At 63.2% G+C, this 15,988-nt stretch carries 18 protein-coding genes; 6 read left to right on the top strand and 12 right to left on the bottom strand.

The features are described from left to right. Positions 1–5 precede the first annotated feature (5 nt). From ACTHXA_RS13220 to ACTHXA_RS13175, 10 genes are all read right to left on the bottom strand, one after another. Positions 6–854: an HpcH/HpaI aldolase/citrate lyase family protein gene (locus ACTHXA_RS13220; protein ID WP_441673136.1), complete on the bottom strand. Its 849-nt coding sequence runs from the start codon at positions 852–854 to the stop codon at positions 6–8. Positions 855–1,143: 289 nt separating this feature from the next. Then, positions 1,144–2,223, bottom strand: a complete 1,080-nt coding sequence (locus tag ACTHXA_RS13215) for a flavin-containing monooxygenase (RefSeq protein ID WP_441673134.1) — start codon at positions 2,221–2,223, stop codon at positions 1,144–1,146. A gap of 139 nt (positions 2,224–2,362) precedes the next feature. Further along, complete coding sequence (locus tag ACTHXA_RS13210; protein ID WP_441673132.1) at positions 2,363–2,665, bottom strand: DUF1540 domain-containing protein; 303 nt, start codon at positions 2,663–2,665, stop codon at positions 2,363–2,365. A gap of 212 nt (positions 2,666–2,877) precedes the next feature. Next, positions 2,878–3,927, bottom strand: coding sequence for an LLM class flavin-dependent oxidoreductase (locus ACTHXA_RS13205; protein ID WP_441673130.1), 1,050 nt, complete (start codon positions 3,925–3,927; stop codon positions 2,878–2,880). Positions 3,928–3,993: 66 nt separating this feature from the next. Further along, the gene (locus tag ACTHXA_RS13200; protein WP_441673128.1) at positions 3,994–4,191 is read right to left on the bottom strand and encodes a tautomerase family protein; all 198 of its coding nucleotides are present in this window, start codon (positions 4,189–4,191) and stop codon (positions 3,994–3,996) included. A 63-nt stretch (positions 4,192–4,254) separates the two neighbouring features. Continuing rightward, a complete protein-coding gene (locus tag ACTHXA_RS13195; protein ID WP_441673126.1) occupies positions 4,255–5,736 on the bottom strand; it encodes an aldehyde dehydrogenase in 1,482 nt (493 codons plus the stop codon). Continuing rightward, positions 5,733–6,611, bottom strand: coding sequence for an alpha/beta fold hydrolase (locus ACTHXA_RS13190; RefSeq protein WP_441673124.1), 879 nt, complete (start codon positions 6,609–6,611; stop codon positions 5,733–5,735). The genes ACTHXA_RS13195 and ACTHXA_RS13190 overlap by 4 nt, the downstream gene beginning before the upstream one ends. A gap of 8 nt (positions 6,612–6,619) precedes the next feature. Next, on the bottom strand, positions 6,620–7,171 hold the full coding sequence (locus tag ACTHXA_RS13185; protein ID WP_441673122.1) for an amino acid synthesis family protein: 552 nt from the start codon (positions 7,169–7,171) through the stop codon (positions 6,620–6,622). Further along, positions 7,171–7,821, bottom strand: a complete 651-nt coding sequence (locus ACTHXA_RS13180; protein WP_441673120.1) for an amino acid synthesis family protein — start codon at positions 7,819–7,821, stop codon at positions 7,171–7,173. Before ACTHXA_RS13180 ends, ACTHXA_RS13185 begins: the two co-directional genes overlap by 1 nt. Beyond that, positions 7,821–8,540, bottom strand: a complete 720-nt coding sequence (locus tag ACTHXA_RS13175; protein WP_441673118.1) for a GntR family transcriptional regulator — start codon at positions 8,538–8,540, stop codon at positions 7,821–7,823. The genes ACTHXA_RS13180 and ACTHXA_RS13175 overlap by 1 nt, the downstream gene beginning before the upstream one ends. A gap of 116 nt (positions 8,541–8,656) precedes the next feature. Between ACTHXA_RS13175 and ACTHXA_RS13170 the strand changes: the two genes are divergently transcribed. The 6 genes from ACTHXA_RS13170 (at position 8,657) to galU (ending at position 14,178) form a co-directional block, all read left to right on the top strand. Next, entirely contained in the window at positions 8,657–9,601 is a 945-nt protein-coding gene (locus ACTHXA_RS13170) for a flavin reductase (protein WP_441673116.1), read from the top strand. A 45-nt stretch (positions 9,602–9,646) separates the two neighbouring features. Next, positions 9,647–11,344, top strand: a complete 1,698-nt coding sequence (locus tag ACTHXA_RS13165; protein ID WP_441673114.1) for a BCCT family transporter — start codon at positions 9,647–9,649, stop codon at positions 11,342–11,344. A gap of 596 nt (positions 11,345–11,940) precedes the next feature. After that, complete coding sequence (locus ACTHXA_RS13160; RefSeq protein ID WP_441673112.1) at positions 11,941–12,159, top strand: P-loop NTPase; 219 nt, start codon at positions 11,941–11,943, stop codon at positions 12,157–12,159. Continuing rightward, positions 12,156–12,578 carry a hypothetical protein gene (locus tag ACTHXA_RS13155; RefSeq protein WP_441673110.1) on the top strand — a complete coding sequence of 141 codons (423 nt, stop codon included), beginning with the start codon at positions 12,156–12,158 and terminating at the stop codon, positions 12,576–12,578. Before ACTHXA_RS13160 ends, ACTHXA_RS13155 begins: the two co-directional genes overlap by 4 nt. Positions 12,579–12,582: 4 nt before the next feature. Then, positions 12,583–13,176: an arsenate reductase/protein-tyrosine-phosphatase family protein gene (locus ACTHXA_RS13150; protein WP_441673108.1), complete on the top strand. Its 594-nt coding sequence runs from the start codon at positions 12,583–12,585 to the stop codon at positions 13,174–13,176. Between the two features lie 54 nt (positions 13,177–13,230). Further along, positions 13,231–14,178, top strand: coding sequence for a UTP--glucose-1-phosphate uridylyltransferase GalU (gene galU / locus ACTHXA_RS13145; protein ID WP_441673106.1), 948 nt, complete (start codon positions 13,231–13,233; stop codon positions 14,176–14,178). A 24-nt stretch (positions 14,179–14,202) separates the two neighbouring features. Here the strand turns inward: galU and ACTHXA_RS13140 are convergent, their stop codons facing one another. Together ACTHXA_RS13140 and ACTHXA_RS13135 are read right to left on the bottom strand one after the other, a co-directional pair. Next, on the bottom strand, positions 14,203–14,628 hold the full coding sequence (locus tag ACTHXA_RS13140) for an excalibur calcium-binding domain-containing protein (protein WP_441673104.1): 426 nt from the start codon (positions 14,626–14,628) through the stop codon (positions 14,203–14,205). Between the two features lie 22 nt (positions 14,629–14,650). Continuing rightward, positions 14,651–15,988 carry an IS256 family transposase gene (locus ACTHXA_RS13135; protein ID WP_441673102.1) on the bottom strand — a complete coding sequence of 446 codons (1,338 nt, stop codon included), beginning with the start codon at positions 15,986–15,988 and terminating at the stop codon, positions 14,651–14,653.

Here is a 15,988-nt window from a genome sequence, read left to right as displayed (position 1 = left end):
GCCTCCTAAACCGGCTCAATCCCAAACGCCCGCGCGAGCCCGTCAATCCGTTCCGCACGGTGCAGGCGCGGCAGATCGCTGCCATCGCGGACCACGCGACCGCGCTCATTGAACTCCGCGAGGAACTCACGCGCCCAACCGACATCGGATGCGGGCGGGCTGAACATCTCGTTGATGACGGACAGCTGGTTCGTGTCGAGGCACAGCTTGCCGGTGAGGCCGAGGCTGACCGCGGTTTCCGACTGATCGCGCAGGATCGGGTGGCTCTTACTCACGGTCGGGCCGTCGATTGGACCTGTAAGCCCCGCGATCGCACTCGCAACGGTGAGGCGAGAACGCGGATACGACATCGCGAGATCAGTGGCCGCAGTACCGGTGTCGCGCCGGTAGTCACCGCTGCCGAAGGCGAGGCGGAACACACCGTCGGCCTGCGCAATCTCCACTGCCGACTCGATCCCGAGGGCCGATTCGATCAGCGGGATGACCGGCGTTTTGCCGCCGAGGCGCTCGAAGGTTTCGGTGACTTCTTCAGGCCGCTCGACCTTGGCGAGCATGACACCGGCGAGCCCGTCCTTGCCGCGGAGGAGCTCAATGTCGTCCTTCCAGAAGGACGTACCGTGCACGTTGACGCGCACCCACGCGTCGTTCCCGTCCCCGAACCACCGCAGCACCGATTCCCGCGCGCTGTCCTTGTGTGAGGGATCCACACCATCCTCGAGATCGAGGATGAGTTGGTCGCTCCGCGAAGCGCGAGCTTTATCAAAGCGCTCTTCTTCACGGGCTGACAACAGCAGCCAGGATCGTGAGATTTCGGCAGGAACTTGCTGCTTGGCAGCAGCGGTGGGGCTAGTCATTCAGTGTCCTTTGTATTGCTTTGGGTGGTCCGAACCTGTCCGCGCGTGTGCACGGTGGGCGGATTCACCGGAGTAAGTTTTCCAGCCATGGTCGAGACTGGCGAATATTGGCGGATATCTCGCGTGGCAGCGACGAAACTTTGGCGTCGGTGGCGTATTCCTGCGGCCAAAGGGCGGTCAGTGCGCCGGCCAACGCGAGGAGCCGCGGCAGTTCATCTGGACCGGTGCGGACAAGGCGTCAGCGCGCTGACGAACGCGAGGAGCCGCCGCAGTTGGTCCGGTCCGGGCTTCAACCCGCAGATGAACTCCGGCCAAGCCGCTCCAGCGCCGTGACCGCCGCACGGCGACCGGCGCGGGTCGCGCCGACGGTCGAGGCGGATGCGCCGTAGCCGACGAGCAGGATGCGCGGGTCGCGATCGACCTGCACGACGCCTGTGGTCCGCACGCCACCGCCCGGTTCGCGTAGGTGCAGGGGAGCGAGGTGGTCGATATCGGGGCGGAAGCCGGTGGCCCAGAGGATGACATCGGACGCCACTCGCTTACCCGACTCGAACACGACCGCATCCTTTTCGATGCGCGCGATGCGGCCATCCGACACGAGCCTGCCCCGATCGCGCGCCGCGAGGTATTCGGGCCAGGGCGGGATGCCGGTGTTGCGCACCACGCTGTGGGGTACGAGGCCGGCGCTCGCACGCGCATCCACTCGCTCTTCGACCGCGACGCCCCAGCGTTCGTCGAAGGGGTCCTCGACCCAGTCGGGCTCGCGACGGGTTGACCAGGTGGTAGTGGCCCCCGCCTGCTCGAGCATCAGGATGAACTGCACGGCCGACAGCCCGCCGCCGACCACCACGACATGCTTGCCCGCGAAGTCATCGGAGCACCAGTAGTCCACTGTGCGCAGCTGCAGCCCCTTGAACTGTTCGGCGCCGGGGGCGTAGGGCACGAACGGCCGGGTCCAGGTGCCGGTGGCATTGATCACGAACTTGCTGCGCCAGGTGCGTGAGCCGGCGCGAATCTCGAGCGGCGCATCCGGCTCTTCGCCGAGCGACTCGACAGTATCCACCCGCACGGGTCGTTCGATGGGCAGCTCGAACTTCCGCTCATACTCGCCGTAGTAGCGCGTGACGACGGCGGATGCGGGCTCGGTCGGGTCTGGTGTGCCCAGCTTGAGACCGGGGAGGTCGTGGATGCCGTGGGCCTTTCCCAGCGTGAGTTCGGGCCAGCGGTGTTGCCAGGCGCCTCCGGGGCCCTCATTGCGGTCGAGCACCACGAAGTCTTTCCACGGCTCGAGCCCGCGCTGCTTGAGCCAGTATGCGGCGGTGAGTCCGGCCTGGCCCGCGCCGATCACGACGACATCCAAGAGTTCCATATTCGGTGCAACACTCAGGATGTGAAATTACTTCCCGCGGCAACTATGTGCGCGGCGTGGGTTGCGGACACTCGCAAACACAAAACCGCGGTGCCGCGCTCGCATGGAGCACGACACCGCGGTCAAAACCTGCTGAAGACTAGGCAGCGACCTGCTGGCTGGTCTCGAAGTTCGAGCACTCGGCCGAGTTGCCGTTCACCGAGATCGCGGTGGCGGCGCACATGAGGTTGCGGTTGTGGACGCACTCGGTCATCTGGCAGGCACCGACGTGACCGTCAGCCACGGCGAGACCACCTTCGGAGTCCAGCGAGATGAACGTGGCGCAAGACGCGCTGTCGCCGCTGCGGCCCATGGTGATGGCGGCGGCGGTGCAGTCGTTGTTGCTGTTGTAGGAGCAGGCGGTTGCGGAACAGGAGCTAATCGTGGTGAGTTGAGTGTTCATGAGGTTGCCTCTCTTTCGTCGAGTGGCGTCGGCCGTCACCCGTCTCGATACCTCTAAAATAACGGACTTGACAAGAGATTGATAGCAAGGTAAGGCGTACCTATTTGAGGCTTGCCTATCTTGCATTGGCGCATCAGGATGCGGCGGACAGACAGATCCGGGGTCGAGCAGCGCATCCACCTGCTCGGCCCCGGATTCTCGCGTTGACTGCGCTACGCGCCCTGAAACTCAGGCACGACGTGCTCGATGAACAGCTCGAGAGAGCGCTTCTTCTGCTCGTGCGACAGCGAGTTGTCGCTCCAGAAACTGAACTCGTCCACGCCGAGTTTCTCGTATTCGCGCAGGCGCGTGATGACCTCATCCGGCGTGCCAATCATCGCTGAGCGGTGCAGCGACTCGGCCTCGAACTCCGGACGTTCGGCGAACTTCGACTCGGGGCTCGGTTCGTGGAAGCCGTTCGGCGCCTCATTGTTGCCGAAGACCGAGTCGAAGGTGCGGTAGTAGCGGTTGATGCCGTCGGCGGCGACGCGCCAGCCCTCGGGATCGGCCTCGTCGTGCACGTAGGTGTGGCGGAGCACCATGATTTCGGGGCGCCGCGACACTTCAGGATGCGCCGCAGTCGCCGTCTCGAATTTACCCACGAGATCGACCACCTCGTTGTCATCCTTCATGAGCGGGGTGACCATGACATTGCAGTTATTCGCCACCGCGAAGTCGTGCGTTTCGGGGGAGCGGGCCGCGAGCCACATTGGCGGGCCGTCCTGCTGCACGGGCTTCGGCACGCTCGTCGAGGTGGGGAACTGCCACACCTTCCCCTCGTGCGCGTAGTCGCCCTGCCACAGCGCTTGCACCGCGGGCACCATTTCGCGCAGCGATTCACCGCCGTCGGCCACGGGCATCCCGTTCATGATGCGGTCGAACTCGTACTGGTACGCCCCGCGCGCGAGACCGACCTCCATCCGGCCGCCGGAAATCACGTCGAGCAGGGCGCACTCGCCGGCGACGCGGATGGGATTCCAGAACGGCGCGATGATCGTTCCCGCGCCGAGGCGGATGGTGCTGGTGCGGGCCGCGAGGTACGCGAGTTGCGGCATCGGGTTGGGGGAGACGGTGTATTCCATCGCGTGATGCTCACCGATCCACACGGTGCCGAACCCGCCAGCCTCGGCAAGCTGCGTGAGCTCCACGAGGTTCTCCCAGTGCTGGTCGTGGCTGATCGAGTCATCCCAGCGTTCCATGTGGATGAAGAGTGAAAAGCGCATCGTTGGTCCTTTCGAAATGGTTCCCTGCTCCGACAGCAGGCTGAGTCAGTTGGATGCGTGCCCCGGCTAGCCCGCGGCGTTGCGTTCAGCGATGGTTTGGTTAGTGCGTGCCCAGTGCTCGTGCTCCACTTCGCGCACGATCACGGTGATGTTTTCGGGTGCGGCAGCGACGGTTTCGACCGCGACGCGGTGAACGCCGTCCATGAGCGCACGGAGCTGTTCCGGGCTGCGGCCCTTCGCGATGGAGATATCGATCAGTGGCATAGTGGTTCTCTTTCGGTGATCGGCAGTGCAAGGAGGTGATCGGCGGTAAACGGCAGTGGCCCGTTAGCCGCGCATGACGAAGGGGTCGCCGAGCGGGCTTTCATCGGTGTTGATCCAGACGCTCTTGAGTCGGGTGTATTCGTGCATCGACTCAAATCCGTGCTCGATACCGACGCCGGAATTCTTGAAGCCCTGCCGCGGCGACATCGGCGACATGGCGCGGTACATGTTGATCCAGACCGTGCCGGCATCGAGGCTGCTCGCCATGCGGTGGGCGCGGGCGAGGCTCTTGGTCCACACTCCGGCGGCCAGCCCGTAGTCGGTGTCGTTCGCGAGCTGCAGCACTTCCTCTTCGGTGTCGAAGGGCATGATCGCCGCGACCGGGCCGAAGATTTCTTCCCGCACCACGCGCATGTCGTTGTTGACGTCGGTGAGCACCGTGGGGGAGTAGAAGTAGCCGGGCAGTTCCACCTCGGGCCGCTTGCCGCCGGCAAAGAGCGTGGCGCCCTCATCCACCCCGAGGTCCACGTAGTAGTTGACTTTCTCGAGCTGGTCCTGGAATGCGAGCGGTCCGAGTTCGGTTTCGGCGGCGAGCGGATCACCGATTTTGATGGAATTGGCGCGCTCGGCGACTCGCTCGAGCAGTTCCTCGTACACCGCGCGCTGTGCGAATACGCGGCTGCCGGCGATGCAGGTTTGCCCGGCCGCGGCGTAGATTCCGGCGATGACGCCCATCGCGGCGTTCTCGACATTGGCATCCTCGAAGACGATATTGGGGCTCTTGCCCCCGAGCTCGAGGGTGGAGCCGATGAAACGCGAGGCCGTTCTTGCGGCAATGGCTGCGCCGGTCGCGGTGGAGCCGGTGAAGGAGATTTTTGCGATGCGCGGGTGATCGACGAGCGCCGCGCCCGCTTCGGCGCCGAGTCCGGTGACGACATTGACCACGCCATCGGGGAATCCGGCTTCGCTGGCGAGTTCGGCGAAGCGCAGGATGGTGCGGGAGGTGTACTCGCTCGGTTTGATCACCACGGTGTTGCCGGCTGCGAGTGCGGGCGCGAGCTTCGAGGCGGTGAGGGTGAGTGGCGAGTTCCACGGCGTGATGGCTCCGACTACGCCGAGCGGTTCCCGCTGGGTGTAATTGAGCACCGCGAGGTTATTGGTCGGAATCTGCGATCCCTGCACTTTGTCGGCGAGGCCGCCGTAGTAGTAGAGGTAGTCGGGCAGGGTGAGGAGTTGGCCGCGCATTTCGCGCAGCAGCTTGCCGTTGTCGAGGCTCTCGAAGCGCGCGAGTTCCTCGGCGTTCTCGGCAATGAGATCGCCCAGTCGGTGTAGCAGTTTGCCCCGCTTCGTTGCGGTGAGCCCGCGCCAAGACGGGGCCTCGAATGCGCGTTGTGCGGCGGTGACCGCAGCATCCACATCGGCACTGTCGCCCCGTGCGGCCTGGTAGAGGTCTTCGAGGGTGGCCGGGTTCGTGCTGGTGAAATACTCGCCGTTGGCGGGGTCGCGCCAGCCGCCGTCGATGAAGTGTCCGTATCGCTCAGTCATCGGGGGTTCCCTTCGGAGTCGTGGGTGGGGGCAGAGTCGTGGATGTGCGCGGTGTCATGGATGTGCGCAGAGTCGCGATCGTGCGCCGAGGCTTGGTCGTGCGCGGCGTGGCGATTGTGCGCCGGGTCGCGTTCCTGCGCAGCGCCTCGGATGTGCTGGTCAATCGCCGCTGCCAGCGCCGCCGGGTTCTCCACCGGCAGCATGTGCCGCGCGCCGGCGACGATCTCGGCCCGGGCACCGGGAACCGCGGCGGCAAGCCGTTCGCTCATCTCCGGAGTCGACCCGGGGTCGAGCTCCCCGGTGATCGCCAAAGTCGGCATGGCAATGCGAGCGAGTTCGGCGGCGATGTCCTGATCGCCCGTGGCAAAGACTTCGTAGGCGTGCAGAAATGAATCAGGATCATTTGCTTCGAGAGTGCGGCGCGTCTGCGCGATCATCTCGGTACTCACGGAGGTCCCGGCCGGATACCAGCGTTCAATCGAACGGTCCGTGCTCGCCGCAAGGTCGCGTTTCGCAATCGCGAAACGCTCGAGCACCGCGGCGGTCTCCTCCGGGGTCCGCTGGCATACCGAGCTCACGCAGGTGAGCGTCTGCACGCGCTCCGGGTGGAAGCGTGCAATGTGCTGGGCAATGAGTGCGCCGAGCGAGAACCCGATCAGGTGTACCGCGAATTCGGGGAGGCGAGCCACCACATCCTCGGCCAACTCGCGCAGCGAAGTCGGGGCGCTCAGCGGTGGCTGCTCGCCGTGGCCGGGAAGATCCAGGGCGATCACCTCACCCGACAGCGCCGCGGTCAGCGGCTGCCACATGGTGCGGTCGAGACCAACACCGTGCAGCAGCACGATGGCGGGTTCGGCATTGCTCGCGTGCGACATGGGGCTGCTTATTGCTCGGTGCTGAGCGCCGCGAGTCGCTGCTGGGGGCGGCCCTGGGCGGCGCCAGCGAGCGCGATGAGCAGCTCGTCAGGATGCGGGGCATCGGCAATCCGGACCTCGAAGGACTGATGATGCGAGCGAATCGTCGCGTCGGTGAAGTGCTTGAGGGGAATATCAAACGCGATCCCGGCAGGCCCGCGCTTCTCGACGGCGGGTAGGAGGGTCGTGGCGCTCGCGGCATTGCGGAAGTGATCGCCGAACTTGAGCGTGTGTATGAGCCCGGATGCGTGCTCAATTTCTCCGTGCAGCCCAACGATGCCGGCCTTGCCATAGGCCTCGAGCGGCTCACCGAGCGCCTCCATAATGCGTGGTGCGAGCAGCGCCCCGAGCTGCGGCGCGATCTCGTCAATGCCGGGCCCGAGGTCTTCGACGAAGCCCTGACCGGCCCATGGGTTTTTGATGATCGCGGCAACTACCGCGACGCGGGCGACGGGCTCGACCGGGCGGCCGCCCTCGGTGAGGGTTTCGTCGAGGAGGGTGACAATTTTGCGGAGTTGCATCAGATGCGTCCTTTCAGGATGTCGAGGGTGACGGCGCCGTCGGTGCGGCGGTCGCCAATTCTGGGGAACGGTCGGGAGCCGGTGGCGGCTGCGGCGATCACGGCAATCTCGCCGTGGTGCGGAGCATCCGCGAGGTGGACGCTCATGCTTTGGTAGTGGCTGCGAGTGGCGGCGTGGGTCTTGTGCCACATTGGTACGCGAATATCTCCGCTCGCTTCCGCACGCTCATCCGAGAAACAAATAATCGAGGTGCCCTCGAGGCTTTCGCGCAGGAGGTTGCCAAAAAACGGGGTGTGGATGAGTGCGCCAGCGTGTTCAAGTTCGCCATCGAGCCCGACCACCGCGGCCTTCCCAAACGCAGCCACCGCCTCGGCCCCACCGAGCACGGCCAGAAGCCGATCGCTGAGCAGTTTCGCGATGATCGGGGCGATCCGTTCGGTCTCCGGTTGCAGATCGGTATCGGTAGCGGTGCCGAGCCACGGATTGCGCAGCACCGCGACCGCGCTGGCTTGCCGTACCGGTGCCGCAACGGGGGAGCCGGACTCGGCGTGCACCTCTTCAACCGAGGTGAACACTTTGCGCACGCCGCAGGCGAGCGCCTCGCGGTGCAGGGCGGAGCCAGTGGGCAGGGATGCGGTGTTCGGGCGCATTAGCGTTGCTCCTGGGCTTCGGGGTCGGTCGTCACGGGAAAGTCTTCGACGGCGAGCGCCATCTGGCTGGATGCGTGCACGTGCTGGCGCATCGCGAGTTCTGCGGCCATCGCATCCTTCTGTTTGAGCGCTGCGACCACGGCGCGGTGCTCGTTATTGGATGCGGTGATGCGACCCGGGCGTGCCACCGTGCGCAAGACGATGCGGTGGTAGGCGAGCTGATTCATGAGCCGGCGGTAGTGCTCGAGGAGCTTGACGTTGTCGGCCCCGGCGACGAGGGTCCAGTGAAAATCGTGCACAAGTGAGGCGTAGCCCGAGCCGTCGGCGCTCGCGGCGGTGGCCTCGGCGTCGAGCACGTTTTGCTCGAGAAGTTCGAGTTCCGGAGTCGGTCCGCGCTTGGCGAGCAAGCTCGCGGCAAGCCCTTCGAGGGATTCTTTGAGCTGAAAGAGCTCGACAATCTCGCGACGGGTGGGGATGCGGACGAAGGTGCCCACGCGGGGGCGGATTTCGACGAGCCCCTCGTTTTGCAACTGCTTGAGTGCCTCGCGAATCGGGGTGCGACTGACCTCAAATTCTTGGGCAAGGGCGAGCTCGGGCATGAGTTCGCCGGGTTCATAGGTGCCGTCGATGACGGCCGCCCGGAGGCGATCCAATAGTGGTGAATCGGCAGTGATATCGGAGGAGTCGGCGGCACTGCCAAAGCTCGAAATAGCTTGCATGCAAGAAGCGTATCTTGCATGCAAGAGGCCTGTCAATCGCGGACGTCATTCCCGAGCAATCACGCTATTTACCTGGTTGTTGACGAACTTCGCGCGCTGTGCATAGGATTACTGGCATGCAACAAGACATCAAGGATGCTGTCCAGTATGCGTGGTCGCAGGCCTGGGACCACGGTGAGTTTGCCGCCCTGCGGGCGATCAGCACCCAGGATTATGAGCGCGTCAGTGTTTCCTCCGGCCGGGTCTTGGATTTCGAGGAGTTCATCCGCGAGATCGCCGAAATCCGCGCCGCCTTCCCGGATATGCGGACCACCATCCAGCGAATCGTTGCTAACGAGGACGAGCTCGCGATCTTCTGGCGCACGGACGGCACCTTCTCGGCGCCACTGGGCAATGTGCCGCCCACGGGGACGAGGCTCAAGACCCACGGCTCGAACTTCGCGCGCCTGCGGGGCGGCAAGATCGCCGCGGAAGAGGTGACCTGGGATGACTCGGCACTGCTTCGGGACTTGGGGCTGCCGTCACTCTCATCGGCCTTCGAAGACGAGCCCGAGGGGACGCACGTGGGGGATGTGCCGCCGCCGCGCGAAATGCTCAAGGCCTTCAATAAGCAGTTCATCTCGGGCGTGACCGTGGTCACCACCAATGACGCGGACGGGAACCCCCGCGGCCTCGCGGTGAGCGCCTACAGTTCCGTGTCGCTCGACCCGCCGCTCGTGCTGGTGTGCGTGCAGAAGACCTCGTCGACGTATCCGTCCCTCTTCGGGTCGGCGCATGTGGGGATTAATATCCTCTCCAGCAACCAACGCGCAACGCTGGATGCCTTTGCATCCAAGTCCGCCGACAAATTTAAGGATCTCGAATGGCATCCCGGCCCCAATGGCAGTCCGCTGATCGACCACTCTTCAGCGTCGATTGAGGTCGAAATCAAAGAGCGGTTTCAAGCGCTCACGCACACGATTTTCATCGGTCGCGTCCAGCACGCCGAAACCACGGATGACGCCCCGATCCTCTACAAAGCAGCGAAATTCTACGACGGCCGAGGTCTGGTCGAACTCTGAGCAAGGCCCGTATCGGGTTCAGCGCACAACGAAGTGGAGCACATCATGAACGACCACGATCCAACAAGTGAACAGTCGCAGGCGCGATCTCGCGAGCGGGCCGACACCGAACTCGGCAGCATGGCCGTCTCGGGCCTGGGCGCCACCGGTGGCCCGAGCGAGGCGCAGCAGCGGGCGGATGCGCTCCGCAGTCGCCCCGGGGCGGTGTTCTACCTTTCGATCGGGTTCATCCTCGCGTTCGTCGCCTGGGCGTCGATCTCGCCAGAAACCCTCGGGGGAGCGATGACCTCGGCGATGAACTGGGCCTCGGAGACCGTGGGCTGGTCGTACCTGCTCGTCGCCTTCGGCTGCATCGTGCTGCTCATCTACTTAGCCGCGAGCCGCTTCGGCAATATTCGCCTCGGGAGCGACGAGGACCGCCCCGAATACACGAACTGGGCGTGGATCGCGATGATCGTCTCGGCCGTGATGGGCATCGGGCTCATTAGCTACGGTGTGGCCGAACCGATCTCGCACTTCTTCGCCCCGCCCCACGATCTCGCCGAGCCCGGCACGGTGGACGCCGCGGTCCGCGCCATGCAGTTCTCCTACTTCGACTGGGGTCCACACGCCTGGGCCATCTTTGGGGTGTTCGGCCTCGCCATCGCGTACTCGACCCACCGGCAAGGGAACACCGGGCTGGTCTCGCCAATGCTGCGACCGGTACTCGGCAAATTAGTCGACGGCTGGGTCGGCAAATTCATCGACGTATTCGCGATCATCGCAACGCTGTTCGGGACGACCACCTCGCTCGGTCTCGGCGCCGCGCAGATCTCCGAAGGCCTGAACCGCATCATGGGAGTGCCGACCGAGTTGTTCGTACAGATCTTGATCATTGCGGTGATCACGGTGCTCTTTACGCTCTCGGCGCTGTCGGGCGTGAACCGCGGCATCAAATACATCAGCCAGTTCACGATGCTGCTCTCGGCCGCAATGGGTGTCTACGTCTTCCTCGCGGGGCCCTCGAACTTCATCACGAACCTCTTCGTCCGCGCGGTCGGCCAGTACTCGAGCGACTTCCTACAGGTGAGCCTCATTACCCCACTCACCGACGAGGGCAGCCAGTGGATGCAGTGGTGGACCTACTTCATGATGGCCTGGTGGCTGAGTTGGGGCGCCTTCGTGGGCGTCTTCCTCGCAAAAATCTCGCGCGGCCGGACGATCCGCCAGTTCGTGCTCGGGGTGATGGTGGTGCCGAGCATCGTGTTCTTCCTGTGGTTCACGATCTTCGGCGGCACCGCGATCAAGCTCGACATGGCAGGCGTCAGCAATATCGGGGATGCGGCGGCGGCCGATATCAATTCGGCCTTCTTCGAGATGCTCGCGCAGCTGCCGCTGCTCGAAGTGACCTCGGTGGTCGCGGTCCTTCTCGTGGTGCTGTTCTTCGTCTCGGGCGCGGACGCGAATACCTTCGTGCTCAGCATGATGTCCTCCCGCGGAACACTGAACCCGACAAGGCCGATTCTGTCGATCTGGGGAGCGCTCACCGGGCTCTGTGCCGCACTGCTGCTGGTCGTTGGCGGGCTCGCGGCCCTGCAGCAAGCTGCGATGCTCTCGGCGCTACCGTTCACGATCATCGTGGCGTTACTCGGGGTCTCGCTGATCATTCAGCTGCGGAAAGACCCGATTTTCGACCACACCCGTGGCGTGCACCGCGAGGACCTTGCAACGGCAGCGCTGCGGGTGCCGAAACAGCGGAAGTAGACCGAAGTAGAGAATACGGCTCATGCAGATGTGAGGTGGCGCTGTTGAGTGTGCCGCCCCGCATTTTGCGTGACTTGGACCTCACTTAGTTTGTTTTGAATTGAGACAGGATTTTTCTGATCTCGTCCGGTACTTCCGGCATCCTGAAGAGTTCGCGCCCGTTGATCTCGATTGTCGCTTCTCGTAACGGTACGAGAAATTGCACGATTTTCCTGACATACCACCAGCCTGTCCCCGTCTGCACATGCCGTGGCGCGGCTAGCGCGCAGGACACGATCGTCAGGTGCGGTTCGATGCTTTCGCGCGTTGAGAGTCGGCCGTATTTGCAGTTCGCCTTTCATCATCTGGAACGAACGCAACATGTGATGAGCAGCAAATACCCTGCCCCGCCCAGCCGTTTCTCACTGAGGACTGAACGTCCTACCGGGACCCCGATCCACGACGGCATCGCCGACGACCGGAACGCTGCCTAACGTCCACTCGTCATCCACAAGGATTCAAAGAATCCTCGCGCTGAAGCATTCCGCTCACTACGGACCAATGTTCAGTTCCTGGATTCCGATTCTGAGTCGTGCATCTTCTTTATTTCGAGCGCAGTGCCCGATGAGGGCAAGTCAACCATCGCGGCCAACCTTGCCATTGCACTCCCGCAGACCGGTCTGAGCGTCGCACTAGTCGACGGGGACCTTCGTAAACCGACCGCGGCCAAATTGATGGATATTGAGGGTGAAGTGGGGCTCACCGACGTACTGATTGGGAAGGCCGAACTCGCCGATGCGCTGCAGCCTTGGGGCGAAGGCGTATTGCGGTATTGACCGCAGGACGTATTCCGCCGAACCCCAGTGAGCTGCTCGGTTCGCGAGGCATGCAGAAAATCATGGAAACGCTCGGCGAGAATGTTGACTATGTAATTGTCGATGCGCCGCCGTTGCTGCTCGTGACTGAAGCCGCGGTAGTCTCACGGTTCGCGTCGGGAATCATTCTTGCGATTGCGGCAGGTTCGACGAAACGTCAGGAAGTCTGCAGCGCAGTTGCGGCTGTTGAGGCGAGCGGCAGTGCTCTCCTGGGCGTGATTCCGACGAAGTTTCCGGCTAAGGGGCCTGACAGAATGCGTATGGTGCTTACTCCTAAGGTGGAAGCTATGGGACCTACGGTAACGTATTCACACCTGATGCATCCGATAGTCGTGCCGGCAAGCGGGGTGCTGCCGGACGAGCGCGTAAGGAGTGAGTGACGCGATGTCGGTTCGTATCTTGTCGGTGTGCACCGGGAACATCTGTCGTTCGCCACTCGCTGAGCAGCTGCTGCGAGCCAAACTCGACCCATCTCGTTTTGAGGTGATGAGCGCCGGGACCGATGCGCTTGTCGGCCATCCCATGCCCGATCCGTCAATTGAGATTGCCTCGAGACTTGGGCTGGAGCATCCGGAACAACACCGAGGGCAACTGCTCACCAAGGAATTGGTCGAGGAATCTGACCTCGTGATTACGATGGCGCGGGAACACCGCAGCCGGGTGGTGCGACTGTTTCCGCGAGCAAACCGGTACACGTACACGCTCGTGCAGCTTGCCCGAATTGCTGCCGCTATTTCGGATGACGAACTTGAGGAGTCAGTCTCGGGGCGGCGCGCTATCGAACGCGCTGCGTTGCGGACGCTGTCTGAATTGCGGGGGAGTGCGCCTATCCCGGAATCGCAGGAAGAACTCGACATCCTCGACCCCTACCGGCGGGAGATGGAAGTGTATGAGCAGTCGTCTGCGGCGATCGTTGAGGCTGTCGATACCGTGGTTGGGTTCTTTGATCGGGCGTTGCGGTTTGGGCCTGGGGCGTGACCTGGGTCGCGAGTGGTGGAGGTGCGGTTCACTTCGCTGGCTAAGATCCGCTCTATGACTTCTCGCGTGACGAAAGCTTTGATTCCTGCTGCTGGACTTGGCACCCGGTTCTTGCCGGCAACGAAAGCCATTCCGAAAGAGATGCTTCCCGTGGTGGATAAGCCCGCCATTCAGTACGTCGTGGAAGAAGCTGTTCAGGCGCACTTGACGGATCTGCTGATGGTCACTGGGCGCAACAAAACTCCCCTCGAGAATCATTTTGATCGTGTTCCGGCGCTCGAAGATGCGCTTGAAGCGCGCGGCAAGGAGTCTTTGCTCGATGCCGTCCGTCGGACTTCCGAGCTTGCTGATGTTCACTACCTCCGGCAGGGGGATCCGCTTGGACTCGGTCACGCGGTGCTTCGTGCTAAACAGCACGTTGGCGAGGAGTCGTTTGCCGTCCTGCTTGGTGACGACATCATCCAGAGCGGTGGCGAGCTGCTGCGAGAAATGATTGCGCTGCACGTGCGGACGGGTGCGAGTGTGATCGCTGTGCAGGAGGTGCCGATGGAGCAGGTGTCTTCGTATGGTGTTGTGGCGCCGCACATTGTCGACGGGAGTGCTGAGGCAGTGGTGGGGGACGACATCCCGTGGCCTTCGGTGTGGGTGGATGGCCTCGTGGAGAAACCTGCCGCGGGTGAAGCGCCATCCAACCTCGCGATCATCGGGCGCTATGTGCTGCGTCCTGAAGTGTTCGAGGTGCTGGAGCGAACTTCGCCCGGTCGTGGTGGTGAAATCCAGCTCACTGATGCGTTGCAGGAGCTTGCGGCGCGACGCGATGAACTGGGTGGTGTCGTTGCGGTCGTGTACCCGGGGCGTCGATACGACACCGGCAACAAGCTCGATTACCTCAAGGCCAATATCGAGTTTGCGGTTGCGCATCCGGAGATTGGTGGGGCTGTGCGGGAGTGGCTGGGGGAGTATGCGGGGGCGTTGGCTGCTGAGGGTGGGGCGCGGGGTTAGCACTCGCTATTCGGGTGTTGCTCGCTATTCGCAGGCGATTCCGTCGTTGTCGCGGTCGAGCTGTGAACGGTATCCGGGTTCGCCGCGGTAGATCGGTGTGACGCCAGCTTCACGAGCTTCGGTGCAGTTTGCGTAGTAGGCGCTGGCTGGTGCTGGGTCTGGCTCGGGCGCGGGGTCGTTGACGAGCGGCTGGGGTTCGTAGTTGTTGCCGTCGTTGGTGTCTGAGGAGCTTCCACCGGAGGAGCTTTCGTTTGATGAGCTGCCGCTGGATGAGCCTCCGCCTGATGTTGGCTCTTCTTCTACGGCTACCTCAGGTTCTGCAGGTGGTATTGGCTCGACGGTGACTGTTTCGGTGACTGTCTCTGTGATTGTTTCTTGGACCGTCTCGGTGACTGTTTCGACGATTGTCACTGTCGGGGCGGGTTCTGCAATTGGGTCGGAGCTTGTCAAGTTGTTTGTGTGCGGGAATTGCCTAAAGATAGGGATTGATCCGGTCTGGGTACGCGACTGCGAGTTGGGCTAGGGCTTGGTTCCAGTTCGTCGTGACCTGTCCCTCGACCAGCCGCCCGCTCGCCTTCCGGTTCGCGCCCTTGCCGCGCTCTTTTTCGCGTTCGCGGGCGCGTTTGTCCTCGATATTGCAGATCGCTAACCACAACAGCTTCACCACCGCGTCGTCCGTGGGGAATTGGGAGCGGTTCTTCGTCACTTTCCGGAGCTGGTAGTTCAGCGACTCGATCGAGTTCGTCGTGTAAATCACTCGCCGCAGCATCGGTGGGAATGCCAGGAACGGCACGAACCGATCCCACGCGTTTTCAAACGTCGCGACCGCAGCAGGATACTTCTGGCCTAACGAGGATTCGGCGAACTCGGTCAACGCCACCAGCGCGGCATCTTCGTTCGCGGCCGCGTAGATCGGTTTCAACGCCTTCGACACCGCCCGCCGGTCGGCGTAGGACACGAACCGGTTCGCGGCCCGGATCAGATGCACGACACAGGTTTGCACCAACGAATCCGGCCAGGTCGCTTCGATCGAATCCGGCAGCCCGGTCAGCCCGTCACAGCACACGATCAGCACGTCCCGCACCCCACGATTCGCGAGTTCCGCGCAGACATGCGCCCAGAACGAGGCGCCTTCGGTGTTCTGCACCCAGATCCCCAAGACGTGTTTGATGCCATCCAGATCTACCCCGACCGCGATGTGCGCGGCTTTGGACCGGACATGACCGTTATCACGCACTTTCACCCGAATCGCGTCAAGGTAGATGACTGGATAGAAGTCGTCCAACGGCCGTTGCTGCCATTCCAGCACCGCCTCGAGTACCGCGTCGGCGATGTTCGAGATCGTCTCGTGCGACAGTTCCGTGCCGATCGTGGACGCCAAATGATGTTGAATATCGCGGATCGTCATGCCCCCGGCGTAGAGACTGATGATCATGTCATCCAGCCCGCCCAACCGGCGAGCGCCGATCGGCACGAGCCGGGGTGTGAACGAGCCGTCCCGGTCACGCGGGATCGCGAGGTCGATGTCCCCAGCCTCGGTCGACACCGTTTTCGGGTAGGACCCGTTGCGGGAATTCGCGGTAGCTTTCGCTTCCGGTTCGCCTTTCGCGTACCCCAAATGCGAGGTCATCTCGGCCTGCAGGCCAAGTTCCAGGGTTGCCTTCAGGAGCGCGGGGACGAGCCCGCCGTTGCCGGTGAGTTCGATCTCACCAGCATCGATTTTTGCGAACAACTCGTCGAGTGCGCCCGAGGCCTGGAGTTCGTCGATGAACGCTGCCGCGGGTTTCGGGTTGGGTTGTGCCTCGGTCAT

Source organism: Gulosibacter sp. (genome assembly GCF_052090685.1).
GTDB lineage: Bacteria > Actinomycetota > Actinomycetes > Actinomycetales > Microbacteriaceae > Gulosibacter.
Note: the sequence above shows the minus strand (reverse complement) of the source record. Positions and strands in the feature narration are given on the sequence as shown.